Consider the following 23,908-nt stretch of genomic DNA (forward strand, 5'->3'; position numbering starts at 1 on the left):
AAGTGTCGTCAGTAGAGTGCCGCCTTCCCGAGGAGACACCCACATGACCCGCCCGATTTCGCTCGCCGCCCTCACGGTGCTGGAGCTGACCCCGCCCGCCATGGTGCGCTGCGCTGCCGAGGCCGGCTACAGCCACATCGGCGTCCGCCTGGTTCCCGCGACCGCCACCGAACCGCAGTACGACCTGGTGGGCGACACGCCCCTGCTGCGCGAGCTCGAGGCCGCGCTGGCCGACACCGGCGTGCAGGTGCTCGATGCCGAGATCTTCCGACTGCTGCCCGGCCGGCGCGTGGCCGACCACGAGGCCGCCGTCGCCACCGCGGCGCGGCTGGGTGCGCGCGAACTGCTGGTGGCCGGCAACGACCCCGACGACGCGCGTCAGGCTGACGCCTTCGCCGCGTTCTGCGCACTGGCCGGCCGCTACGGCCTGGGCGCGGTGCTGGAATTCATGCCCTGGACGCAAGCCAAGGACCTGGCCGCGGCAGCGCGCATCGTGGCGCGCAGCGGCTGTGCCAACGCGGGCGTGCTGATCGACCCCTTCCACTTCAGCCGCTCGCGCAGCCGGCTGGAGGACATCGCACTGGTGCCAGCCGCGCAGCTGCGTTACCTGCAGTTCTGCGACGTGCCGGCCGCCATCCCGCAGAGCATCGACGCGATCCTGGCCCAGGCGCGCGCCGAGCGGCTGTTCCCGGGCGAGGGCGAGCTGGATCTGGTGGCGCTGCTGCGCGCGCTGCCGGCCGGCATTCCCGTCAGCGTGGAGGTGCCGACGCAGACGCTGGCGCGGACCGTGGATGCGACCGAGCGCGCGCGCCGCGCGCTGGCCGCCACGCGGCGCGTGCTGGCGCAGGTGGACCCATGAGGCGCATCGACTGCGACCTGCTGGTCGTCGGCTCGGGCGCCGCGGGCCTTTCTGCTGCCGTCACCGCGGCCTGGCACGGCCTGCAGGTCGTGGTGGTCGAGAAGGCATCCGTGTTCGGCGGCGCCACGGCCTGGTCGGGCGGCTGGATGTGGGCGCCCGGCAACCCCTTGGCGAAGCGCTCCGGCATCCACGAGGACCCACAGCAGCCGCGCACCTACCTGCGCAACGAACTCGGCCCGCACTACGACGCGGCCCGCGTCGACGCCTTCCTCGACAACGCGCCGGCCATGGTGGCCTTCTTCGAGCAGCACACGGCTCTGCAGTTCGTGGATGGCAACGGCATCCCCGACATCCACGGCCAGGTGCCTGGCGCGGCCACGGGCGGCCACCAGCTGATCGCCGCGCCGTACGACGCACGCGGGATCGGCGCGCTGAACCAGCTGCTGCGGCCGACCATGCGCGAGACGGCGTTCCTGGGCATGCCCATCATGGCCGGTGCCGACCTCGGTGCTTTCCTGAGCGTGACGCGCTCGGCGAAGTCCTTCCTGCACGTGGCCGGGCGCTTCCTGCGCCATCTGCGTGACCTCGCGCTGCACGGCCGCGCCATGCACCTCGTCAACGGCGTGGCGCTGATCGGGCGGCTCGCCAAGTCGGCGCAGGACCTGCGGGTGCAACTGATCGCCTCGGCCCCCGCACAGCGGCTGTTGCTGGAGGAGGGTGCAGTGCGCGGCGCCGTCGTCGTCGTGGACGGCGGCGAAACCGAGATCCGTGCCAGCCGTGGCGTGGTGCTCGCGGCGGGGGGCTTCCCCAACGACAGCGTGCGCCGCCAGGCCTTGTTCCCGCGCACGCCCACGGGCCGCGAACACCTGGCCTTGCCGCCGCAGACTTGTTCGGGCGACGGCATCCGCCTGGGCGAGGCGGCCGGTGGCGTGCTGGCGACCGATCTGGCCTCGCCCGTGGCCTGGGCGCCGGTCTCGCGCGTGCCGCATGCAGACGGCACCGTCGGCCACTTCCCGCACATCATCGACCGCGGCAAGCCCGGTGTGATCGGCGTGCTGTCCACCGGCCGGCGCTTCGTCAACGAGGCCGACGGCTACCACGACTACACGGCGGCCATGGTGGCGCAGGCGCCCGCAGGCGAGGAGGTCTGCTCCTGGCTGGTCTGCGACCACCGCTTCCAGCGCCTGTACGGCCTGGGCCATGCGCGGCCCTTTCCGCTGCCCGTGGGCCCGGCCCTGCGCAGCGGCTACCTGCGGCGCGGTGCCACCATCGAGGCGCTGGCGCTGGCTTGCGGCATCGCGCCGCAAGGGCTGGCCGACACCGTGCGGCGCTTCAACGAACATGCGCGCCGCGGCGAAGACCCGGAATTCGGCCGTGGCTCCACGCCCTACAACCGCAAGATGGGCGATGCGCTGCACCAGGGCCCCAACCCCTGCGTGGCGCCCATCGAACAAGGCCCGTTCTACGCCGTGAAGGTGCTGCCTGGCAGCTTCGGCACCTTCGCCGGTCTGCGCACCGATGCCCATGCGCGCGTGCTGGATGCCGGCGGCACGCCCATCGCCGGCCTGTACGCCGTGGGCGCCGACATGGCCAGCGTGCTGGGCGGCTGCTACCCCTCGGGCGGCATCAACCTGGGGCCGGCCATGACATTCGGCTACATCGCCGGCCGCCACGCGGCCGGGGCGTAGTGCTCAGCGGCGCAGCCACCAGGCCAGGCCTGAGGCGCCAGCCGCCAGCGCCATCACCGTCGCCCAGCCGGCGTTGGCCAGCAGCGTGGCGCCCAGCGCCGAGCCGGCGGCCATGCCGACGAACATGCCCGTCAGCAGCACCGCATTGAGCCGGCTGCGCGCGGCCGGGTCGATGCCGTAGACGATGCTCTGGTGCGCCACCAGCGTGGCCTGCACGCCCAGGTCGAAGGCCACGGCGCCCAGGGCCAGCAGCACCAGCTGCGCGGCCACCGGCAGGCTGGCACCCAGGCCCATGGCCACGAAGCTCACGGCCGCGAGGCCCGCACCCAGCCGTGCCACGCGGGCCGGGCCGCTGCGGTCGGCCAATCGGCCCGCGAGCGGCGCGGCCAGCGCGCCGGCGGCGCCGGCCAGGCCGAAGGCGCCTGCCACGCTCGCGCCGATGTGGAAGGGCTCGGCCTGCAGCATCACGGCCAGCGTGGACCAGAACGCGCTGAAGCCCACCGACAGCAGGGCCTGCGCGGCCGTGGCACGGCGCAGGGCAGGGTGCTTTCGCCACAGCTGCGCCAGCGAAGCCAGCAGCGCGCCATAGCCCAGCTGCGTCGTGGCCACGAAGCGCGGCAGCAGCCGCCAGGCGGCCAGCCCCACCGCCGCCACGCCGACGGCCGCGCCCGCGTAGACCGCGCGCCAGTGCCAGTGCTCGGCCACGAAGCCGCTGACCACGCGCGAGAGCAGGATGCCCAGCAACAGCCCCGTCATGACGGTGCCCACGGCCTTGCCGCGTTCGGCCGCCGGCGCCAGCGTGGCGGCCGCCGGCACGATGTCCTGCGCCAGCGTGGCGGCCAGGCCGATCGCCAGGCTGGTGGCCAGCAGCAGGTGCAGCGAAGGCGCGACGGCCGTGGCCAGCAGCATGGCCGCCAGCACGGCGGCCTTGACGAGGATGATGGCGCGCCGGTCGAAGCGGTCGCCCAGCGGCGCCAGCAGCGCGATGCCCAGCGCATAGCCCAGCTGCGTGAGCGTGGGCACGGCGCCGGCCGCGCCGGGCGTCGCCTGCAGGTCGGCCGCCATGCGGCCCAGCATGGGCTGGCTGTAGTAGAGCGCGGCCACCGACATGCCGGCGCCTGTGGCCAAGAGGCCCAGCAGCGGCGCCGGCAGGGCCGGTACCCCTTCGGTCTTCATATTCAACGTTTGCATGATGCCTTCCTTCCAGGATTCAATGCCATGAAGTGTCTCCGCGCATGCTCCCTCTTGGAAGTACCGTAGCTCGCACAATTGCTATACGCTTGGCGTATGAACGACACGACATCGGGCCCTGCGGCGGGCGATCGGCTGCTGCTCATGGACACCTTCGTGCGTATCGTCGAGGCCGGCAGCCTGTCGGCCGCGGCGGCGCAGCTGCAAGCGACCCAGCCCACCGTCAGCCGGCGGCTGCAGCTGCTGGAGCGCTCGCTGGGCGTGCGCCTGCTGCAGCGCTCCACCCACGCGATGCGGCTCACGGTGGATGGCGAGCGCTGTTTTGCGCGTGCCAAGGAGCTGCTGGCCAGTTGGGCTGCATTCGAGGCCGAGCTGCGCGGCGCCCAGCAGGAGCCCGAGGGCACGCTGCGCGTGGCCATGCCGCATGCCTTCGGCCAGGAGCGCTTCATCGCGCCGCTGGCCGGCTTCCTGCGCGCGCACCCGCGCGTGTCGGTGGAATGGCTGTTGCGCGACGACGTGCGCGACTTCATCGCAGCCGGCATCGACTGCGCCGTGCAGGTGGGCGAGCCGGCCGACCCCTCGGTGGTGGCCGTGCGCCTGTCCGAGGTGCCGCGCATCGTGGTTGCCGCGCCGCGGCTGCTGGGCGGCACGCCGCCGCCGCAGGACGCACACGAACTGGCGGCGCTGCCCTGGCTCGCGCTGCAGACCTTCTACCGCCACGAGATCGCGCTGCGCCACCGCGCCAGCGGCCGGCTCGCGCGCATCGCGTTGCAGCCGCGCGTGGCCACCGACAGCCTCTACGCACTGCGCAGCGCTGCATTGGAAGGGCTGGGCGTGTGCGCAGGCTCGGCCTGGCTGCTGGAGGACGACATCGCCCAGGGCCGGCTGCTGCACCTGGCGCCGCAGTGGGAGGCGGCGCCGCTGCCCGTCTACATCGTCTACCCGCAGGCGCGCTACTACCCTTCGCGGCTGCTGCGCTTCGTGGCGGCGATGCGGGAGGCGGTGCCGGGGTTGACGGGCGCGCAGGAGGGACGGGGTGGAACAGCGCCTCAGGCGTGAGCCGGAGCCAGGCGGTCGAGCGGGCTGCGCACGGCCATGCCGCCCATGCGCATCACGTGCGTGTAGACCATGGTCGTGGCCACATCGGCATGGCCCAGCAGTTCCTGCACGGTGCGGATGTCGCTGCCGGCCTGAAGAAGATGGGTGGCGAAGCAGTGGCGCAGCGTGTGCGGCGTGGCTGGCCGGACGATGCCGGCCTGCTGCACGGCGCGTTTGAAGGCCCGCTGGAACGTCTCTGCGTAGAGATGGTGGCGCCGGATGACACCGCTGTGCGGGTCCGTCGAAAGCTTGTCTTGCGGAAACACCCAGAACCAGCCCCAGCTGCTGCCCGCGCGCGGGTACTTGCGCTCGAGCGCGTGCGGCAGCTCGACGCCGGCCTGGCCTGCGGCCACATCGGCGCTCCAGACCAGCCGGGAGCGGGCCAGGTGGGTGCGCAGATCGGGCACGAGGCTGTCGGGCAGCATCACCACGCGGTCTTTGCCGCCTTTGCCTTCGCGCACGAACAACGCCCGCTGCGGGAAATCGAGGTCCTTCACGCGCAGCCGCAGGCCTTCGTTGATGCGCAGGCCGGTGCCGTACAGCAGCCGAGCCATCAGGCCGTGCTCGCCCTCCATGCGGCCCAGCACGGCCGCCACCTCGTCGGGCGACAGCACCACCGGCAGGCGGCGCTTGGGCACGGGCCGGCCGATCTCGGCCATCCATGGCAGCTGCATCTCCAGCACCTTGCCGTAGAGAAACAGCAAGGCCGAGAGCGCCTGGCGGTGGGTGGAGGGCGCCACGCCGCGTTCGGCCGCCAGATGGGTGAGGAATGCCTCGACCTCCTCCTTGCCCATCTCGGCCGGATGCCGCAGGCCGTGGAACCGGATGAAGGCGCGGCACCAGTGCACATAGACCTTCTCGGTCTGCAGGCTGTAGTGCATGAGGCGGATGCGTTCGCGCACACGGTCGAGCAGGCGCGGCGCCTTCAATGGAGGCAGGGCGGCAGCCGCGTTGTTTGTATGCACAGTGGGGCGACGGGATGCAATGGCGGAGTGCGACACGGATGCACCTCGTGGCAAGATCGACAGCCATCCAGCAAACTTGTAACGGCAGCGAGGTTTCGTGCCAAATTTACCACTGGATGAATGATCAGTAAATTGATTGTTTTCCGATGAAGATCAACAACTTATCCGCGCAATATGCGACCAGATCAACGACAGCTGGCGTGATACCTCGCGTTTGCGTGCGTGTGATAACAAGTTGAACCAAACCGCTGACGCGGTGGCTCGGGAAGTGCTCCCGGCCACCGCGTTTTTGCGTGTGCGCGCTTGCATCTGATGGTCGGCCGAGCAGCCTTGAGCTGGGGAATGTTCCCCGGCTTGACGGAGAGCTGCTATGACCGAACTACGCCAGCGCATGATCGAGGCGATGGTGGTGCGCGGGTTTGCCGCACGCACGCAGGATGCCTACGTGGACGCCATCCGGCGCATGGCCAAGCACTACCGGCGCGATCCGGCCGGTTTGACGCGCCAGGAGGTGCAGGACTACCTGTTGCGCATGGTGCGCGAGCAAAGCCTGTCATACAGCACCATGAACCAGGCCGCCTGCGCGGCACGCTTTCTGTACGAGACCGTGCTGGGCCGCTCGCGCGCAGAGTTCCTGGTGCCCATGGCCCGCGTGCCGCAGCGCCAGCCCGATCTGCTCGGGCGCGGTGAGATCGCGCAGCTGCTGCTGGCCTGCGGCCAACCGCGCCAACGCATGCTGCTGCAGACCGTCTACGCCGCCGGGCTGCGCGTATCCGAAGCCTGCGCGCTGCAGGTGCGCGACATCGACAGCGCGCCCGACCGCATGTGCATCCGCGTGCGCGCCGGCAAGGGCGGCCATGACCGCCAAAGCGTGCTCAGCCCCACGCTGCTGGCGCTGCTGCGCGAACACGTGCGCTGCTTTCGGCCGCGGCAATGGCTGTTCGACGACGGGCGCGACGGCGCAGCCCCGTCCATCGAGACGGCCCAACGCGCCTACCAACGTGCCCGCCAGCGCGCCCGCATCATGAAGCGCGGGGGCATCCACACCCTGCGCCACTGCTTTGCCACCCATCTGCTCGAAGGCGGCGTGGACCTGTACACCATCAGCAAGCTGCTCGGCCACGGCCACATCAGCACCACCGCGCGCTACCTGCACCTGGTCAGCCCGCAGTTCCACCCGCCCAAGGACACCGACCCGCTGGACCTGCTGGCTGCGCTGCGCCTGTCCTGATCGCCACCATGGCCGCCACGCTGGCCGAGGTGCTGCGCCGCCATGGGCAGGCGCATCTGGCCCACCATGCCCTGAGCGTGCCGCAGGCCAAGGCCTGGCGCGCCATCGCGGCCTGCCGCACCGCGGCCCTGGGCGGTCGGCAGATGCAGTGCGACCGCTGCGATCACCGCCACTGGCAATACCACTCCTGCCGCAACCGGCACTGCCCGCAGTGCGGCGCGCGCGCCAAGGACGCCTGGCTGCAAGGCCGGCTTGCCGAACTGCTGCCAGTGCCCTACGTCCACCTGGTCTTCACGCTGCCGCACGAACTCAACGCGCTGTACGGCGCCCACCCGCGCTGGGTCATCGACACCCTGTTCGCCAGCACCGCCGCGACGCTGAACACCTTCGCCGCCAACGCCCGCTGGATGGGCGTGGCCGGCGGCACGCCGGCCTTCAGCCTGGTGCTGCACACCTGGACGCAGGACCTGCGCCGGCACATCCACCTGCACGCCGTGATGGCCTGTGGCGTGCTCAAGGACGGGCACTGGCATGCGCCAGCGCGCAAGCCGGACTTCCTGTTCCCGGTGCAGGCGCTGTCCAAGGTGCTGCGGGGCAAGTTCCTGCAGGCGCTCGCCGATGCGCACCGCAGCGGGCGCATCGCGCACGACCCGCAAGGCCAGCACGCGGCCTGGTGCGAACGCCAGCGCGCGCTGTGGCGCCACGCCTGGGTGGTCTACGCCAAGGCGCCGCTGGGTGGGCCGGCGCAGGCCCTGGAGTACCTCTCGCGCTACACGCACCGCACGGCCATCGGCAACGAGCGCATCGGCGCCGTGACCGACAGCGAAGTGGTCTTCACGGTGCGTGCCGACGACAAGGGCGGCAAGAAGACGGTACACGTGCCCGGCGCCGAGTTCGTGCGCCGCGTGCTGCTGCACGTGCTGCCCAGCGGTATCAAACGCATCCGCCACTACGGCGTACTGGCAGCGGCCTGCAAAGGCAAGAAGCTGCAGGCCGCGCGCACGGACCTGCAGATGCCGGCGCCCGAGCCGCGGGCCATGGAGTCGGCGCGGGCCTTCCTCAAGCGCGTGGCGCGCATCGACGCGCAGCGCTGCCCGTGCTGCAAGACGGGGCAGCTGCGCTGCGTGCAGACGCTGGCCGGACTGACGCCGCTGCCCGGGCCCACGGCAGTACCGCGGCAGCACAACCGGGGACCACCTTGAACGGCGCAGCGTCGATGCCGGGCAAAGCGCCGCCGATGCGGTGCGGCTCGGGTGTTGCCCGCGCGGGCGGCCCACGTCGTACGACCCCCTGCCTGTGTGTTGGCCGCAACGCCAGCGTGCCTCGCTTGCGCCATGCGCCAGATGGCGGATGCCGCGCGTGGCCGCCTTGCCCATAATGGCCAGCGCCGTGCCAGGCTGCGCGCCGAGCATTCCCCTATGAACCGCGGGCCACGCGCCCTGTGGCCCGCGGTTCAGTCCAACGAGGTTTATCTGACGCCATGAACGTTGCTCGTCTTTGCCGGCCTTGGGCCTGGCGTCAGATAAACGCTTTCCGTTAGGCATCACGAGACACATGGCAGCGTTTCAAGCACTTAATTGGGGAGACCTCGATGTGTTCGCCCTCTTGGTGGGCGATGGCATCGCAACGCTTGAACCAGCCTCCTCTGAACGGTCTCTCGCTTGGCTTCGTTCAAGGTCGTACCACATCGAACCCATAGACTTTGGGCGCGGCATCGGCCCTGTGGTCGCAGCACTGGGTAAGGAGTTTCGCTGGGAGCAACAGTTCGGCTACACCCTAGAGGCCGAAGATCGAAACCTCGCGCGTCTGCGAGATGGCTTCTGGTATGACGTGGTGGCCCAAGAAGGGCTCGTCATCGAACTACGAAGCTTTCAGCGCGCCTTCGAGGAAGACCGCGACTGGAGCGAAGGCTTCTTACGCATCATCTCAGAGCACAGTCGCCGCCATCTGGCCCTTGGGCACCGCGCCTTTGCGGTCGTCCACGTGCCGAACGGTGAATCGCCTGTTGTCGGCTGCTCCCTGGGTGAAAGATCGGTTCCGTATCCTTACTCGTTTCCGCGGGGCAGTAATGCCTAACCTCTCTACAGGGACTTCCCCTTTCGTCAACAGCGGCTCATAGGTTTTCTTCCTGATAAACGGTATTCGCATTCATTGATCGCGGACGCACGATGAACTCAGAAGCCACCGCAAAAGGACAGACTGCACATCTACAGGCGGGCTTTTGTCGGCCAGTTGGTCCGAGGCCCCAGATACGAACCGCTCAGCAGGACTCCATTCATTCGTCGTGCTTGAAGCACGGACGAGTTATCGAGCTCACCTGCTGCCGGTCTGACCTGTGGTGGTTATCTGCTATCGCACGTCCAACTCAGAGAATCAGTTCATGCCAGTTGCGGCTTCTGCCGCGCCGCCGGTATTTGGGGCACATGGTCGGGGTCGAATGCACCGTCGCGCGTGAGCACCGCCCACAGAATGCGCGCGTTCTTGTTGGCCAGCGCCACCACGGCCTTTTGCCAGCCCACGCGCTCTTTCAGTTGCACCAGCCACTGGCTGATGCGGTCGCTGCGTTTGGCCGCGCTCATCACGGCCGACTTGGCGCCCTGGATCAGCAGCGTGCGCAAGTAGTCGTCGCCGCGTTTGGTGATGCCCCCGAGCCTGGCTTTGCCGCCGGTGGAGTTCTGGCTGGGCACCAAGCCGAGCCAGGCGCCGAACTGCCGCGCGTTGGCAAACTGGCCAAAGTTGCCCACGCTGGCAACCAGCGCCGACGCCGTGGTCGGACCGATGCCCAGCAGAGTGGCTGCCTTGGCCGCCCGCGCATCGGCGCGCACGTGGGCGGCAATGCGCTCGTCGCACCAGGCAATCTGCAGGTCGACGTCGATCCAGTGCAGATGCGCGCGTTGCAGCGCCAACCGTGCCACGCCGGGCAACTCGTTGCTGGCGTCCTCGATCACGCTGGCCAGCACCAGGCGCAGCGCGTCCGGACCTTGCGCGAAGACCAGCCCGAACTCGGTCAACAGGCCGCGGATGCGGTTGATCAACGCTGTGCGCTCTTCCTTGAAACCTTCGCGCAGCCGGTGCACGGCAAGCTGGCCTTGCTGCTCGGCCGTCTTGACCGGCACGAAGCGCATGTGCGGGCGAGCTGCGGCCTCGCAGATGGCAGCGGCATCATTGGCGTCGTTCTTGCCGCTCTTGCCAGCCATGCGGTAGGGCGTGACGAAGTGGCCTGCGATCAGCCGCGCATCCAGGCCCAGCACGCGCAACCGGCGGGCCACATGGTGTGCGCCACCGCAGGTCTCCATCGCCACGATGCAACCGGCCGGCAACTCCGCGCACCAAGAGAAGAAGCGGTCCGGCGGCAACGCGCGGGCTACGACCACGCGCCCAATCGCATCGACCGCGTGAACCTGGTAGACCCGCTTGGACAGATCGACCCCTACCCGCGCCACCGGCGCCCGTGTAATCTCTGCCATGGACTTCCCCTTTCCTGTTTCAGATTGAACTTCCGCGAGTCAATCTTGGTGCCTGGACACCGTGCTGGGATTGGGGAAGTCCCTTCGTATTCAGTCAACCGGACGTGCCTACGGCACGCCGGTTACCTCAAACGTTAGGCGCTCGGAATGCGAGGTGTTTTGTTTGGCCGGTCGGCAGCCGTTGTCGTGTCTCTCTTGGGCTCTCTTCTTTTTGGTGCAGGAGCTGCATGGCTGTACTTCGAACACGGGGCAGTCTCCCCCAATTCATTTTTATGTGGAGCATTTTCAGTAGGGTTATTGCTGGAACTCTGGCGAGGCGAAAGGTCCGCGTCCCCCATCTTGGGTGCGTCGATTGGCATCTATCTCTGCTGGCTTGCAGTCCTATCATTTCGTCTTGGTGTGACCGGACTGCCATCACGCACAATGCCATCGGCTACGGTGCATCGTTCCGAATGGCCTGTACTCTACTGGCTTCTACTTGGCTGTTACGCCGCCTTGGGGCTCGGTTTTCTGTGGTTGGCGGTGTCGGAATGCCGCGCAAATCGGCGGCTGTTTCGGTAAGGCCTAACTTGTCTACAGGGACTTCCCCTTTCGTCAACAGCGGCTCATAGGTTTTCTTCCTGATAAACGGTATTCGCATTCATTGATCGCGGACGCACGATGAACTCAGAAGCCACCGCAAAAGGACAGACTGCACATCTACAGGCGGGCTTTTGTCGGCCAGTTGGTCCGAGGCCCCAGATACGAACCGCTCAGCAGGACTCCATTCATTCGTCGTGCTTGAAGCACGGACGAGTTATCGAGCTCACCTGCTGCCGGTCTGACCTGTGGTGGTTATCTGCTATCGCACGTCCAACTCAGAGAATCAGTTCATGCCAGTTGCGGCTTCTGCCGCGCCGCCGGTATTTGGGGCACATGGTCGGGGTCGAATGCACCGTCGCGCGTGAGCACCGCCCACAGAATGCGCGCGTTCTTGTTGGCCAGCGCCACCACGGCCTTTTGCCAGCCCACGCGCTCTTTCAGTTGCACCAGCCACTGGCTGATGCGGTCGCTGCGTTTGGCCGCGCTCATCACGGCCGACTTGGCGCCCTGGATCAGCAGCGTGCGCAAGTAGTCGTCGCCGCGTTTGGTGATGCCCCCGAGCCTGGCTTTGCCGCCGGTGGAGTTCTGGCTGGGCACCAAGCCGAGCCAGGCGCCGAACTGCCGCGCGTTGGCAAACTGGCCAAAGTTGCCCACGCTGGCAACCAGCGCCGACGCCGTGGTCGGACCGATGCCCAGCAGAGTGGCTGCCTTGGCCGCCCGCGCATCGGCGCGCACGTGGGCGGCAATGCGCTCGTCGCACCAGGCAATCTGCAGGTCGACGTCGATCCAGTGCAGATGCGCGCGTTGCAGCGCCAACCGTGCCACGCCGGGCAACTCGTTGCTGGCGTCCTCGATCACGCTGGCCAGCACCAGGCGCAGCGCGTCCGGACCTTGCGCGAAGACCAGCCCGAACTCGGTCAACAGGCCGCGGATGCGGTTGATCAACGCTGTGCGCTCTTCCTTGAAACCTTCGCGCAGCCGGTGCACGGCAAGCTGGCCTTGCTGCTCGGCCGTCTTGACCGGCACGAAGCGCATGTGCGGGCGAGCTGCGGCCTCGCAGATGGCAGCGGCATCATTGGCGTCGTTCTTGCCGCTCTTGCCAGCCATGCGGTAGGGCGTGACGAAGTGGCCTGCGATCAGCCGCGCATCCAGGCCCAGCACGCGCAACCGGCGGGCCACATGGTGTGCGCCACCGCAGGTCTCCATCGCCACGATGCAACCGGCCGGCAACTCCGCGCACCAAGAGAAGAAGCGGTCCGGCGGCAACGCGCGGGCTACGACCACGCGCCCAATCGCATCGACCGCGTGAACCTGGTAGACCCGCTTGGACAGATCGACCCCTACCCGCGCCACCGGCGCCCGTGTAATCTCTGCCATGGACTTCCCCTTTCCTGTTTCAGATTGAACTTCCGCGAGTCAATCTTGGTGCCTGGACACCGTGCTGGGATTGGGGAAGTCCCTTCGTATTCCTTCAAGCAGACCCGCCTACGGCCGTCCGCTTAAGTCAAACGTTAAAGCGCGCTATGAATCCGCTCATGAACGAAACGAAGTGGAATGAGGTTCGGTTGGCGATGTACCAGCTTGGGCATCTCTCCCCGCAATGCAGAACGTTGAACGTAGAGACCGGGTATCTCTCCGCTTGGGACGGAGAATGGTTCCATCACTTTCAGGTCGGTGGCTATAAGACAATAGAGTGGGTGGAAATCAAAGTTTCATCTCGCGCGCAATTCGAAGCTGTGCGCGATGCTTTGGAAACGGTGCACGTGCCCGGAGAGAAAACTGAGCACGGGTTCAAAGTTATGGGGTACGCCCGAAATGGCGTGGCAGTCGACTACCTCACTCGCTTTAACATGCCGCTGCATCCGACCGCCTTCGGCGTCGGCTGAGCGGCGGCGTTCTCACGGAGCCACTTCGATCACCTGGCGTTTTCGGTGAAGTCGAGCACCAGCTAGGCTGTATACGACTTCGACTTCGACTTCGACTTCGACTTCGACTTCGACTTCGACTTCGACTTCGACTTCACTAAGATGAACGGCGCTTTCGACCTGGGCGTTCCCTACACGATCACCGGGACGTGGACCACGGACACCGACTTCGAAGACAAGCAGGGCAGCGACCAGGACATCTCGCACATCAGCGTCTGGGCGCGTGATCCGATCACGGTGGCCGAGGTCCCCGAGCCGGCTTCGCTGGCGTTGGTCGGCCTGGGGCTGGTTGGCCTCGCTGCTGCGCGGCGCCGCAAGCAAGCCTGACTGGTGTCCTTGCTGTCACGCGACCTGGCCTCGGCCGGGTTTTCCGTTGTCGGCGTTGCTCCAATGACGCAGCGCTGGCGAAAGGCACCGTGTTCACCTGGCGTCGCGCGCTGTCTTGGCGCCTGCGCGGCAATGGCAATTCTTGCGCCAACCACTTGAGGACTGATCTGCAGGGAAAATGGCGGCGCTTTCTTCTGTGTTCCCCCGCCTCCGAATTCCGATGGTTGAGAAAAATCAAGCGCTCCACATCAGCGTCGCCCCGATGCTGGACTGGACCGACCGGCATTGCCGCTATTTCCACCGCCAGCTGTCGCAACGCGCACGCCTGTACACCGAGATGGTGACGACCGGCGCGCTGCTGCATGGCGACGTGGCGCGGCACCTGCGGCTGGACGAGGCCGAGCACCCCGTCGCGCTGCAACTCGGCGGCAGCGAGCCGGCCGACCTCGCGCACTGCGCCAGGCTGGGCGAGCAGTGGGGCTACGACGAGATCAACCTGAACTGCGGCTGCCCGTCCGAGCGCGTGCAGCGTGGCGCCTTCGGGGCCTGCCTGATGGCCGAACCGCAACTGGTGGCCGACGGCGTGAAGGCCATGGTGGATGCGGTCGGCATTCCCGTGACCGTCAAGCACCGCATCGGCATCGATCGCGGCGAGGACTACGGCTTCGTGCGCGACTTCGTCGGCACCGTCAGCGAGGCCGGTTGCAGCACCTTCATCGTGCACGCGCGCAATGCCTGGCTCAAGGGCCTGTCGCCCAAGGAGAACCGCGACATCCCGCCGCTGCGCTACGAGCTCGTGCACCGGCTCAAGCGCGACTTTCCGCAGCTCGCCATCGTCATCAACGGCGGTCTCAAGACCACGGCGCAGGTGGGCGAGCAGCTGGAACTGCTCGACGGCGCCATGCTGGGCCGCGAGGCCTACCACAACCCCTGGTGGCTGGCCGAATGGGACAGCGCGTTCTTCGGCATGCCCACCGATTCCGTGCGCACGCGCGAATCGGTGGAGGAGGCGATGCTGCGCTACATGGAGCGCGAGGCGCGCACGCACGGCACGCACTGGCACGCCATCGCGCGCCACATGATGGGCCTGCGCCACGGCTTGCCCGGCGCCCGGCGCTGGCGCCAGGTCTGGAGCGACCACCGCATGAAGGCGCTGCCGCCGGCCGAGGTCGCGGCGATCGCGCATGCTCCCGTATCCTCGGCCGAGCCGGCGCACGCCGCCTGAGCCGCAACCACCTTCTTTTCAACCGACCGGACTTCTGCATCCATGACCCGACCACGCATCCTCCAGATCGGCAAGCTCTTTCCTGCCACCGAGCAGGCCCTGGCCGCCCAGTACGACGTCCACCTGCTGGTCAGCGAAGCCGATCCCAAGGCCTTTCTTGCGCGCGAGGGTGGCAACTTCGTGGGCGTGGCCACCAGCGCCGGCATCGGCATCGATGCCGCCACCATCGCGGCGCTGCCGAACCTGAAGGTCATCTCCAGCTTCGGCGTGGGCTTCGACAAGGTCGATGTGGCCGCCGCCCGCGCGCGCGGCATCCCCGTGGGCTACACGCCCGACGTGCTCAACGACTGCGTGGCCGACACCGCCTTCGGCCTGGTCATCGACGCGGGCCGCCGGTTCACCGACTCCGACCGCTACCTGCGCCGCGGCGACTGGCTCAAGGCCCCGTACCCGCTGGCCACGCGCATCAGCGGCAAGAAGCTGGGCATCGTCGGCCTGGGCCGCATCGGCCGCGTGATCGCGCGCCGCGCGAGCGGCTTCGACATGCAGGTGCGCTACCACAACCGCCGGCCGGTCGAGGGCGTCGAGGGCTACGAGGCGACGCTAGCAGGCCTGGCGCGCTGGGCGGATTTCCTGGTCGTGGCCGCGGCCGGCGGTGCCGAATCGCGCCACCTGATCTCGCGCGAGATCCTGGCTGCGCTGGGCCCCCAGGGCTTCCTCATCAACATCGCGCGCGGCACGGTGGTGGACGAGCAGGCACTGATCGAGGCGCTGGAGAACAAGACCATCGCCGGTGCCGGCCTGGACGTCTACGAAGACGAGCCGCGCGTGCCCGCCCGCCTGATCGCCTGCGAGAACGCGGTGCTGCTGCCGCACCTGGCCAGCGGTACGCGCGAGACGCGCCAGGCCATGGGCGACCTGGTGCTGGAGAACCTGCGCAGCTTCTTCGCCACGGGGCAGGTGGCCGTCGCCGTTCCCTGAGCCGCAGGGGCTAAGCTCGGGGGCTTGATCCGAGGAGCCCCCATGTCCCCCGTTCTCCCCATCCCTTTCCGACTCGCCGGCGTTGCCGCCGTGCTGGCCTTGGCCGGCTGCGCCACCACCACCGGCCAGGCACCCGCCGCTGCGCTCAAGAAGCCCGAGCTCGAGCAGATCGCCGCGCAACAGCAGGGCCGCGTGCCGGTGTCGTTCGCGGCCTTCCTGGCCCAGGTGGCGCAAGACCGGCCGGCGCTCGCACTGCTGGCCCAGCGCTACCAGCGGCGTGAGGCGCTGACGCCCGACGAGACGCTGCAGGCCGCGCGCCTGCTGGGCCTGCACAACCGGCTGTTGAACCAGGCCGCCGTGATCGACACCACCGCGCGCATGGTGGCGCTGCCCACCTTCCGTGGCAGCGTGCCGCCGCACGAGGACCCGCAGATCATCGCCTTCGGCCAGCTGCTGGGCCGCATGGCGGCCGACTTCGGCCTGTCCTACCGCAACGTGGACAACCGCGTGTTCGAGGTCAAGCTGCCCGGCAGCGGCAGCGAGGAGTTCGGCATCCTCACGCACGCCGACGTGGTGCCCGTGGTGGCCAGCGAGTGGGTGCTGGAAGACGGCACCAAACTCGACCCGTTCAAGCTCACGCGCGTGGGCGGCCTGCTGTATGGCCGCGGCAGCATCGACGACAAGGGCTCCATCGCCACCGTGCTCTACGCCATGAAGGCCGTGAAGGACAGCGGCCTGCCGCTGGCCCGCACCATCCGCCTGATGGTCGACACCACCGAGGAAACCGGCGGCGAGGCGATCCGCTACTACCAGCAGGGCACGCAGCTGCCCCAGTACAACATCGTGCTCGACAGCCGCTACCCCGCCGTGGTGGCCGAGAAGGGCACGGGCGCACTGCGCGCCAGCTTCGCCGTGGCGCCGGCGCGGCCGGCGGCGCCGGGCGCGGCGACGATCACGGCGCTGGCCGGCGCCGCATCGGCCAACGCGATCCCGCAGACCGCCACGGCGCGGCTGCAGGCGGCCGATGCGGCGGCCCTGGCCAGCAGGCTGCAGGCTGCCGCCACCGCATTCGTGCAGCAGTACACGCCGCAGGGCGGCAAGTTCGCCATCGCGGTGGCGCCGCGCGCCGACGGCGTGGACCTCAAGGTCACCGGCGCCTCGGCCCACGGCTCGCGGCCCGAGGAGGGCGTGAACCCGCTGCCGCGCCTGGCGCTGTTCGTGCAGACCGCCGGCGTGCCGCTGGCCGACAACGGCTACGTCCAGGCCACGCGCTACATCGCCGATCTGTTCGGCCTGGACTACCTGGGCAACCGGATGGGCCTGGCCTATGCCGACAGCTTCATGGGCCCGCTGACGGCCTCGCCCACGCTGGTGCGCGAGAACGCGGGCAAGGTCGAGGTGACGGCCAATGTGCGCATGCCGCGCGGCAACACGCCCGAGGCGCTCAGCGCGGCCACGCAGGCCAAGGTGCGCGCCTGGGGCGCGGCCAACGGCATCGCGGTCGAGGTGGCGCACACCCAGGGCAACTGGATGGCACGCGACCCCAAGGGCGCCTGGCTGGCCACGCTGCTCAACATCTTCGGCGACACCACCGGCCTGCCGGCCGCGCCCGTGTCCACCGCCGGCAGCACCACGGCCAAGCAGATGCCCAACGCGATCAACTTCGGCCCGGCCATGCCGGGCAAAAAGTACACGGCGCACAACGCCAACGAGTACAAGGAAATCGCCGACCTGGACGCCGACATGCAGATGTTCACCGAGATGCTGCTGCGCATCGGCAACCTGCCGCAGATGCAGTAACCCTAGATTCGGCAGTTGACCGCTCGTAGCCCTTTGGAAAGCCGCATGAACACTGGACTTGGCGTCTTCGATGAGCTTCACCTTCTGGGTGAGGACGCTATGCACCCGCCGGCACCGCGCTCGCCGCGCCATGCTGCGTTGCTTCTCCTTGCGCACAGGCGTTTGCCGCGTCGTCGCGCCTTGCCTGGCACGCCGATCACGGCACCGTCGGGCGCATCCAACTGCCGAATCTAGGGTAACGGGATCTTGTCCCGGCGGAGACGGCCGCGCCGTGCGGCCGCTGCGAAGATCCTGCGCTGCAACCAAGCCAGACCCCGGGAGAAGACCACCCATGAGCATCCAACGCAAGGCCTGCATCGTCGGCGCCTACGAACACCCCACGCGCAAGGCGCCCGACAAGACCGTGGCCCAGCTGCACGCCGAAGTGGCGCGCGGCGCGCTGCTCGATGCAGGCCTCGCGCTCGGCGACGTGGACGGCTACTTCTGCGCCGGCGACGCGCCCGGCCTGGGCGCGCTGAACATCGCCGACCACATCGGCCTGCACCCGCGCCATGTGGACTCGACCGACATGGGCGGTTCGTCCTACCTGGCCCACGTGGGCCATGCCGCGCAGGCGATTGCCGCGGGCAAGTGCAACGTGGCGCTGATCACGCTGGCCGGCCGGCCGCGCTCGGAAGCCTCCAGCGGCACGCAGCCGCGCAACTGGGGCCCGAACCTGCCGGACCAGCCCTTCGAGGCGCCGTTCGGCCCGGTCACCGTCAACATGTACGCCATGGTGGCCATGCGCCACATGCACGACTGGGGCACCACGGCCGAGCAGCTGGCCTGGATCAAGGTGGCCATGTCGCACCACGCCCAGCACAACCCGCACGCCATGCTGCGCGATGTGGTCACGGTCGAGGACGTGATCAACTCGCCCATGATCTCCGACCCGCTGCACAAGCTCGATTGCTGCGTGGTCAGCGACGGCGGCGGCGCCCTGGTCGTCACGCGGCCCGAGATCGCGCGCAGCTTGAAGCGCCCCATCGTCAACGTGCTCGGCGCGGGCGAGGCGCTCAAGGGGCAGGAAGGCGGCAACATCGACCTGTGGTACTCGGGCGCCGTGTGGTCCGGCCCGCGCGCGTTCGAGGAGGCTGGCGTGAAGCCCGCCGACATCCAGTACGCCTCGATCTACGACAGCTTCACGATCACCGTGCTCATGCAGCTGGAAGACCTGGGCTTTTGCAAGCGCGGAGAGGGCGGCCGCTTCGTGGCCGACGGCAACCTGATCTCGGGCACGGGCAAGCTGCCCGTCAACACCGACGGAGGCGGCCTGTGCAACAACCACCCGGCCAACCGCGGCGGCATCACCAAGGTGATCGAGGCCGTGCGCCAGCTGCGCGGCGAGGCGCACCCCGCGGTGCAGGTGAAGAACTGCGGCCTGGCGCTCGCGCAGGGCACGGGCGGGCTGCTGGGCTCGCGCCACGGCAGCGCCACCTTGATCATGGAAAGGGCTTGAGATGACGACGATGGCACAAGACCGCACCTGGCCCGCGCCCGTGGTCTACCCCGACAACGCCGAGTTCTGGGCCGGCACCGCCGCCGGCCAGCTGCTGGTGCGCCACTGCGAGGACTGCGGCAAGCCGCACTGGTACCCGCGCACGCAGTGCCCGTTCTGCATGTCCGACCGCACGGCCTTCAAGCCTGCGGCCGGCAAGGGCGCGATCTACAGCTTCACCGTGTGCCGCCGCGTGGGGCCTGTGCCTTACGCCATGGCCTATGTGCGGCTGGACGAGGGCGTGACCATGATGACCAACATCGTCGACTGCGACCTCGATGCGCTGGCCATTGGCCAGCGCGTGGAGCTGGTGTTCAAGGCCGCGGAAGGCGGCGCCATGCTGCCGATGTTCCGCCCGGCGGGCTGAGCACGCCCGCGCAGCGCCTCAGCGGTGCGGCGCGGCGGCGATCACCTGCTGCACGCCCGAGATCATCATCTCCACGGCCATGGCGGCCAGCAGCAGGCCCATGAAGCGTTCGAGCGCCACCAGCCCGGAGGCACCCAGCCGCCGCGACAGCACCTGCGCCGAGGCCAGCACGGCCCACACCACGACCATGGCCAGCACGATGGCGGCCGTCCACAACCACGCCCGGTCCGGCTGGCGCGAGGCCAGTACCACCACGGTGGCCAGCGCCGAAGGCCCGGCCAGCAGCGGGATCGCCAGCGGCACCAGCAGCGGCTCGCCCTCGGTCTCGGCGCTGGCCACGCTCACGCCCATGCCGGGAAAGGCCATGCCCAGCGCGATCAGGAACAGGATCACGCCACCGGCGATCTCCAGCGCCACCTGGCTCAGCCGCATGGCCTTGAGCAGCACGTCGCCGCCCAGCATGAACAGCAGCAGGATCACGGTGGCGATGGCGCACTCGCGCGTGATGACCCACAGCCGGCGTTGCCGCGGCACGTCCTTCAGCAGGCTCAGCACCACGGGCACGTTGCCCAGCGGGTCGGCGACGATCAGCAGCACGATGAAGGCCGAGACGAAGTCGTGGTCCATCACACGCTCCGCATCCTGCCGGTCCATTGCGAGACCATCACGCCCAGCACGATCACCGCGGCGCCCGCCAGCGCCCGGCCCGACAGCACTTCGTGGATGTAGAACACCGCCGTGATCGCCGCGAACACCGGCTCCAGGCTGTACATCAGCGCCGCCTCCACCGCCCGCACGCGGGCCTGGCCCCAGGCCTGCAGCCAGACCATGCCGGCACTGGCGGCCAGGCCCAGGTACAGCAGCGGCCAGGCATGCGCCTGGGCACGCGCGGGCAGCGTGGCCAGCGCGTCGCCGCCCTGCATGGCCACCGCTGCGGCGCCCAGGCCCAGCATCAGCGCGGACTGCACGGCCGCCAGCCGCTCTGGCCGGCAGTGCTGGCCCGCGCGCGCCATGGCCCGGCTGCACTGCTCGAAGGTCAGCACATAGACGGCGTAGCAGAATGCGCTGGCCAGCGTCAGCGAGTCGCCCAGGCCCCAGGGCGCGGCCTCGTAGAACATGGCCGACATGCCCAGCACCGACAGCGCCGCGCCGGCCAGCACCGGCCAGCCCAGCCGCTGGCCCAGCAGGCTGGCCAGGATCGGCACCAGCACCACGTTCAGGCCGGTGATGAAGGCATTGCGGTTGCTGGTCGTGAGTGCCAGGCCGCTGACCTGCAGCGCCGTGGCCACGAACATCAGCAGGCCCATCCACGCACCCCAGCGCAGCTCCGGCGCCCGGATGCGGCGCAGGAAGGGCCACAGCACGGCCGAGGCCACGGCGAAGCGCAGCGCGATGATCTCCACCGCCCGCAGCTCGCCGGTCATGGCCTTCATCGCGGGGAAGGTCGTGCCCCAGACCACGGTGACGAGCAGCAGCGCCGCCACGCCCCAGCGGTGCGGCCGGGCGGCCAGCTCAGCCGGCGGGGCGGCCATGCTGCTGCCCGGTGGCGGTGGGCCTCATGCGCAGGCGGTCAGTTGAAGGTGTAGCGGGCCAGCATGTTCAGGCGCGACAGGTCGCCCTTCTCGCCCGCCAGCGTCTTGCGCTGGCCCAGGATGTATTCCAGGCCCAGGTCCACGTTCTTCACCGGGTTGTAGATCAGGCCCGCGTGCAGCTGGTACATGCTGCGGTTGATGCCGTAGCGGCCCGTGCCCAGGCCGTTCGCCTGCGCGAAATCGGTGTACGCATTGTTGAAATTGCGCTGCCAGCCGCCCACGAAGTTGAAGCGCAGGATGTCGCTGGCCTTGTACTGGTAGCCCACCACCAGGCCGCCCACGCGTTCGGTGAGGATGCGGTTGCGGGCCTCGTCGAGGAAGGCGCCCTCGATGTAGTTGAAGTAGCGGCCGATGCCTTCGCCGTAGGTGGCGCCCAGGCTCAGCGCATCCTGCCCGCCGCGCATCTTGATCAAGGTGGTGGCCGCCAGGCCGTAGCCGCGCTTGGAGGCGTGCACGCTGTCGTTGACAACCTTGATCTGCTGCGTCATGGCGCGGATGCTGGCGGCGCCCCAGTCGAAGCCCTTGTCCCAGCGCAGCACCACGTCGGGCGCGGTCGACAGGCCATCCTTCACGACGGCGCCGCTTGCGTCGTAGGCATAGCTGTCCGGGTTCTCCAGGGCCACCGTCCAGTTGCCCGTGTCGGGCGTGGTGTAGGTGTAGCGGATCAGGCCCTGGCGCATGGAGGTCGACCCGATGGGGCCGTTGAAGTCCACGGTTTCGGGCGCGTTGTCCACGTCCATGAAGGTTGACCAGGTTTGCCCGACGGTGAAGCCTGCAAACGTGCCGTAGGCATGGCGCAGCCGGAAACCGTAGGAGTTGGTGGCCTGCTGCGTGAGGATGCTCTCGACGGTTTCACCGGCGGCGCTGTTGCCCAGGCGCGGGTCGTTGTTGAAGTCGCCCTCGACCTTGATGCCCAGCGGCCCGTAGGCTGTGGGCGTGGACGATTCGATGCCCAGGCGCGAGGTGCGCGCGTGGACCTGGGTCTGGTTCCTGCGCGCGGTCGATCCGTTGAGCGGCACGTAGGGCAGGAAGGTGGAGTAGTCGTTGCCGGAGTTGTCGCCCTTGAACTCGTGGATGGCGTTCAGCTCGGCATAGCCGTAGATCTTCAGCGAGGTGTCCGAGCCCGGCAGCCGGAAGCTGCCCGGGATGTCGCCGGCCACCACCGCGTCCTTCTGGCGCAGCTCGATGGCGCCCAGGCGCTCGTCCAGCGCCGCGTTCGCGTTGGCCGAGGCTGCCGGTGCGGCGGCGGGCGCCGCCACCGGTGCTGCGGCCTTCTGGGCCTTGATCTCGTTGAGCTCGCTGCGCAGGCGCATGACCTCGTTGCGCAATTCCTCGAAGTCCTTGGCCGACTGGGCTGCGGCGGGAAGGCAGACGGCGGCGGCGGCCAGGCTGGCCAGGGTCAAGCTGCTCTTTTTCATGGGCTGTGCCTCTTGGGGGGGGGAAAACGGGGCGGGTGCGGCCGTGGCGGAAGGCGGCGCAGTCACGGCGCGCGTCCTTCCACGTCGTAGCGGTGCTCCAGCGCGCCGGCCAGCTGCGTCAGCACGGTGGTCAGGACCAGGTAGACCAGGGCCGTGGTGACCAGCGTGGGCAGCGGCTCGAAGGTGACGGCCTGCAGGCGGTTGCCCACGTTGGTCAGCTCGACCACGCCGATCGCGTAGGCCAGCGACGAGTCCTTGAGCAGCGAGACGATGTTGTTGACCAGCGCCGGCAGCGCGATCTTGATGGCCTGGGGGAACACCACGCCGGCAAAGCTGGCCCAGGCCGACATGCCCAGCGACTGGGAGGCCTGCACCTGGCCCTTGGGCACCGCCTGCAGTCCGGCGCGGATCGCCTCGGCGTTGTAGGCGCCCACGTTGAGTGCCAGCGCGATGCAGGCCGAGGCGAAGTCGCTCACCTTCAGGCCCGGCACCAGCGCGGGCAGGGCGAAGTACACGAACAGCACCTGCACCAGCAGCGGCGTGCCGCGCATCACCCAGATGTACAGGCCGGCCAGCCAGCGCAGCGGCGGCAGCGCCGACAGCTTGGCCAGCGCCGCCAGCAGGCCCAGCACGATGCCGGCTGCACCGGAGACGAGCGTCAGCTGCACCGTGACCCAGGTGCCGTCGGCGAAGTCCTGCGCGTTGGGCCCGATGGGGTCCGGCGCCCAGGCCAGCACGCGGGCCATGAGCCACAGCACGAGCACCAGCGCGGCGCTGGCCGCCAGCATGGTGGCGTTGCTGCGCACAGGCCGGCTCCAGCTGGCGGGCCAGCCAGGCAGTGTCCAGCTCAAGGGAGGTCTCCGCGCGCTACTTGCAGCGCACGTCTTCGCCGAAGTACCTGGTCGACAGCGCCGCGTAGCTGCCGTCGGCCATGACCTCGGCCAGCGCCTTGTTGTAGCCGGCAGCCAAGGTGCTGTTGCCCTTGGCCACGGCGGCGGCGATGCGCTCGATGAACACCATGTCGCCGGCCTTGAGCCCGGCGTTCGGCGCGCTGGCCAGGGCCTGCTTGACGACGAAGCGGTCGGTCACCCAGGCGTCCACACGGCCGCTGACCAGGGCCGAGCGGGCGTCCGTGTCCTTGGGGAAGTTCTTCACCTCCTTGATGCCGGGCAGCTTCTTCACGCTTTCCAGGTAGGTGGTGCCGGTCTGCACCGCCACCACCTTGCCGGCCAGGTCGGCGCCGGTCCTGATGGCGGCGTCCATGGCCACCACCTGGCCGCCGGAGCAGTAGTGCGGGCTGGTGAAGGTGACGGCCTTGGCGCGCTCATCGGTGATGCCGTGCGAGGCGATCACCAGGTCCCAGCGGTCCTGGCGCAGGCCGGCCAGCAACGCGTCGAAGCCCAGCGCCTTCCACTCGATGGCCAGGCCCATCTTCTTGGCCACGAGTTCGGCCAGCTCGACCTCGAATCCGCTGAGCTTGGTGCCCTGGAAGAAGTTGAACGGCGGGAACTGCCCCTCCGTCGCCATCAGGATCTTGCCGTCCTTCTGGATGTCCTCCAGGCTGCGGGCCTGCACCGCGAGGGCGCTGGCCAGGGCGGCGGTCACCAGCAGTGCGCGGCGCAGCCATCGGCCAATGTTCTTCATGCTGAGTTCCT

The 23,908-nt window shown here is 68.9% G+C and carries 22 protein-coding genes; 13 read left to right on the forward strand and 9 right to left on the reverse strand.

From position 1 onward, the window contains the following. Positions 1 to 43 precede the first annotated feature (43 nt). Both ACSQ4M_RS16870 and ACSQ4M_RS16875 read left to right on the forward strand, forming a co-directional pair. The gene (locus ACSQ4M_RS16870; protein ID WP_436190589.1) at positions 44 to 859 is read left to right on the forward strand and encodes a sugar phosphate isomerase/epimerase family protein; all 816 of its coding nucleotides are present in this window, start codon (positions 44 to 46) and stop codon (positions 857 to 859) included. After that, a complete protein-coding gene (locus tag ACSQ4M_RS16875; RefSeq protein ID WP_436190590.1) occupies positions 856 to 2,547 on the forward strand; it encodes an FAD-dependent oxidoreductase in 1,692 nt (563 codons plus the stop codon). The genes ACSQ4M_RS16870 and ACSQ4M_RS16875 overlap by 4 nt, the downstream gene beginning before the upstream one ends. 3 nt (positions 2,548 to 2,550) lie before the next feature. Here ACSQ4M_RS16875 and ACSQ4M_RS16880 read toward each other — a convergent pair whose 3' ends face one another. After that, the gene (locus tag ACSQ4M_RS16880) at positions 2,551 to 3,738 is read right to left on the reverse strand and encodes an MFS transporter (RefSeq protein ID WP_436190591.1); all 1,188 of its coding nucleotides are present in this window, start codon (positions 3,736 to 3,738) and stop codon (positions 2,551 to 2,553) included. A 96-nt stretch (positions 3,739 to 3,834) separates the two neighbouring features. Here ACSQ4M_RS16880 and ACSQ4M_RS16885 point away from each other — a divergent pair, with 96 nt between their 5' ends. Beyond that, positions 3,835 to 4,797 (forward strand): LysR substrate-binding domain-containing protein, encoded by a 963-nt coding sequence (locus ACSQ4M_RS16885; protein WP_436190592.1) that lies wholly within the window; start codon positions 3,835 to 3,837, stop codon positions 4,795 to 4,797. Here ACSQ4M_RS16885 and ACSQ4M_RS16890 read toward each other — a convergent pair. Beyond that, on the reverse strand, positions 4,788 to 5,801 hold the full coding sequence (locus tag ACSQ4M_RS16890; RefSeq protein WP_436190593.1) for an integron integrase: 1,014 nt from the start codon (positions 5,799 to 5,801) through the stop codon (positions 4,788 to 4,790). The genes ACSQ4M_RS16885 and ACSQ4M_RS16890 overlap by 10 nt on opposite strands. Before the next feature lie 370 nt (positions 5,802 to 6,171). Here ACSQ4M_RS16890 and ACSQ4M_RS16895 point away from each other — a divergent pair, with 370 nt between their 5' ends. From ACSQ4M_RS16895 to ACSQ4M_RS16905, 3 genes are all read left to right on the forward strand, one after another. Continuing rightward, positions 6,172 to 7,032 carry a tyrosine-type recombinase/integrase gene (locus tag ACSQ4M_RS16895; RefSeq protein ID WP_436189083.1) on the forward strand — a complete coding sequence of 287 codons (861 nt, stop codon included), beginning with the start codon at positions 6,172 to 6,174 and terminating at the stop codon, positions 7,030 to 7,032. Between the two features lie 8 nt (positions 7,033 to 7,040). Beyond that, positions 7,041 to 8,234 (forward strand): IS91 family transposase, encoded by a 1,194-nt coding sequence (locus ACSQ4M_RS16900; RefSeq protein WP_436189084.1) that lies wholly within the window; start codon positions 7,041 to 7,043, stop codon positions 8,232 to 8,234. 352 nt (positions 8,235 to 8,586) lie between these two features. Further along, positions 8,587 to 9,108, forward strand: a complete 522-nt coding sequence (locus tag ACSQ4M_RS16905; RefSeq protein ID WP_436190594.1) for a hypothetical protein — start codon at positions 8,587 to 8,589, stop codon at positions 9,106 to 9,108. Positions 9,109 to 9,410: 302 nt separating this feature from the next. On the opposite strand, the gene ACSQ4M_RS16910 is transcribed toward ACSQ4M_RS16905, so the two are convergent. After that, positions 9,411 to 10,499 carry an IS110 family transposase gene (locus ACSQ4M_RS16910; protein WP_436187902.1) on the reverse strand — a complete coding sequence of 363 codons (1,089 nt, stop codon included), beginning with the start codon at positions 10,497 to 10,499 and terminating at the stop codon, positions 9,411 to 9,413. An 870-nt stretch (positions 10,500 to 11,369) separates the two neighbouring features. Continuing rightward, positions 11,370 to 12,458: an IS110 family transposase gene (locus ACSQ4M_RS16915; protein WP_436187902.1), complete on the reverse strand. Its 1,089-nt coding sequence runs from the start codon at positions 12,456 to 12,458 to the stop codon at positions 11,370 to 11,372. A 146-nt stretch (positions 12,459 to 12,604) separates the two neighbouring features. Here ACSQ4M_RS16915 and ACSQ4M_RS16920 point away from each other — a divergent pair, with 146 nt between their 5' ends. The 7 genes from ACSQ4M_RS16920 (at position 12,605) to ACSQ4M_RS16950 (ending at position 19,243) form a co-directional block, all read left to right on the forward strand. Further along, positions 12,605 to 12,967 carry a DUF6678 family protein gene (locus ACSQ4M_RS16920; RefSeq protein WP_436190595.1) on the forward strand — a complete coding sequence of 121 codons (363 nt, stop codon included), beginning with the start codon at positions 12,605 to 12,607 and terminating at the stop codon, positions 12,965 to 12,967. 141 nt (positions 12,968 to 13,108) lie between these two features. Then, positions 13,109 to 13,333 (forward strand): PEP-CTERM sorting domain-containing protein, encoded by a 225-nt coding sequence (locus ACSQ4M_RS16925; protein ID WP_436190596.1) that lies wholly within the window; start codon positions 13,109 to 13,111, stop codon positions 13,331 to 13,333. A 220-nt stretch (positions 13,334 to 13,553) separates the two neighbouring features. Beyond that, the gene (gene dusA, locus ACSQ4M_RS16930) at positions 13,554 to 14,558 is read left to right on the forward strand and encodes a tRNA dihydrouridine(20/20a) synthase DusA (RefSeq protein WP_436190597.1); all 1,005 of its coding nucleotides are present in this window, start codon (positions 13,554 to 13,556) and stop codon (positions 14,556 to 14,558) included. A gap of 42 nt (positions 14,559 to 14,600) precedes the next feature. Next, the gene (locus ACSQ4M_RS16935) at positions 14,601 to 15,539 is read left to right on the forward strand and encodes a 2-hydroxyacid dehydrogenase (protein WP_436190598.1); all 939 of its coding nucleotides are present in this window, start codon (positions 14,601 to 14,603) and stop codon (positions 15,537 to 15,539) included. Positions 15,540 to 15,581: 42 nt separating this feature from the next. After that, the gene (locus ACSQ4M_RS16940; protein ID WP_436190599.1) at positions 15,582 to 17,339 is read left to right on the forward strand and encodes a dipeptidase; all 1,758 of its coding nucleotides are present in this window, start codon (positions 15,582 to 15,584) and stop codon (positions 17,337 to 17,339) included. Between the two features lie 331 nt (positions 17,340 to 17,670). Further along, complete coding sequence (locus ACSQ4M_RS16945) at positions 17,671 to 18,837, forward strand: thiolase domain-containing protein (RefSeq protein WP_436190600.1); 1,167 nt, start codon at positions 17,671 to 17,673, stop codon at positions 18,835 to 18,837. Position 18,838: 1 nt separating this feature from the next. Then, the gene (locus ACSQ4M_RS16950) at positions 18,839 to 19,243 is read left to right on the forward strand and encodes a Zn-ribbon domain-containing OB-fold protein (RefSeq protein ID WP_436190601.1); all 405 of its coding nucleotides are present in this window, start codon (positions 18,839 to 18,841) and stop codon (positions 19,241 to 19,243) included. An 18-nt stretch (positions 19,244 to 19,261) separates the two neighbouring features. Here ACSQ4M_RS16950 and ACSQ4M_RS16955 read toward each other — a convergent pair whose 3' ends face one another. From ACSQ4M_RS16955 to ACSQ4M_RS16975, 5 genes are all read right to left on the reverse strand, one after another. Continuing rightward, a complete protein-coding gene (locus ACSQ4M_RS16955) occupies positions 19,262 to 19,870 on the reverse strand; it encodes a MarC family protein (RefSeq protein WP_436190602.1) in 609 nt (202 codons plus the stop codon). Then, the gene (locus tag ACSQ4M_RS16960; RefSeq protein WP_436190603.1) at positions 19,870 to 20,775 is read right to left on the reverse strand and encodes a DMT family transporter; all 906 of its coding nucleotides are present in this window, start codon (positions 20,773 to 20,775) and stop codon (positions 19,870 to 19,872) included. Before ACSQ4M_RS16960 ends, ACSQ4M_RS16955 begins: the two co-directional genes overlap by 1 nt. 38 nt (positions 20,776 to 20,813) lie before the next feature. Further along, the gene (locus ACSQ4M_RS16965) at positions 20,814 to 22,253 is read right to left on the reverse strand and encodes a DcaP family trimeric outer membrane transporter (RefSeq protein WP_436190604.1); all 1,440 of its coding nucleotides are present in this window, start codon (positions 22,251 to 22,253) and stop codon (positions 20,814 to 20,816) included. A gap of 62 nt (positions 22,254 to 22,315) precedes the next feature. Beyond that, positions 22,316 to 23,041: an amino acid ABC transporter permease gene (locus tag ACSQ4M_RS16970; RefSeq protein WP_436194029.1), complete on the reverse strand. Its 726-nt coding sequence runs from the start codon at positions 23,039 to 23,041 to the stop codon at positions 22,316 to 22,318. Positions 23,042 to 23,120: 79 nt separating this feature from the next. Next, a complete protein-coding gene (locus ACSQ4M_RS16975) occupies positions 23,121 to 23,897 on the reverse strand; it encodes an ABC transporter substrate-binding protein (protein ID WP_436190605.1) in 777 nt (258 codons plus the stop codon). Between the last annotated feature and the right edge of the window lie 11 nt (positions 23,898 to 23,908).

The organism is Pseudorhodoferax sp. LjRoot39, from assembly GCF_964253035.1.
In the GTDB taxonomy this organism is placed as follows: domain Bacteria; phylum Pseudomonadota; class Gammaproteobacteria; order Burkholderiales; family Burkholderiaceae_C; genus Pseudorhodoferax.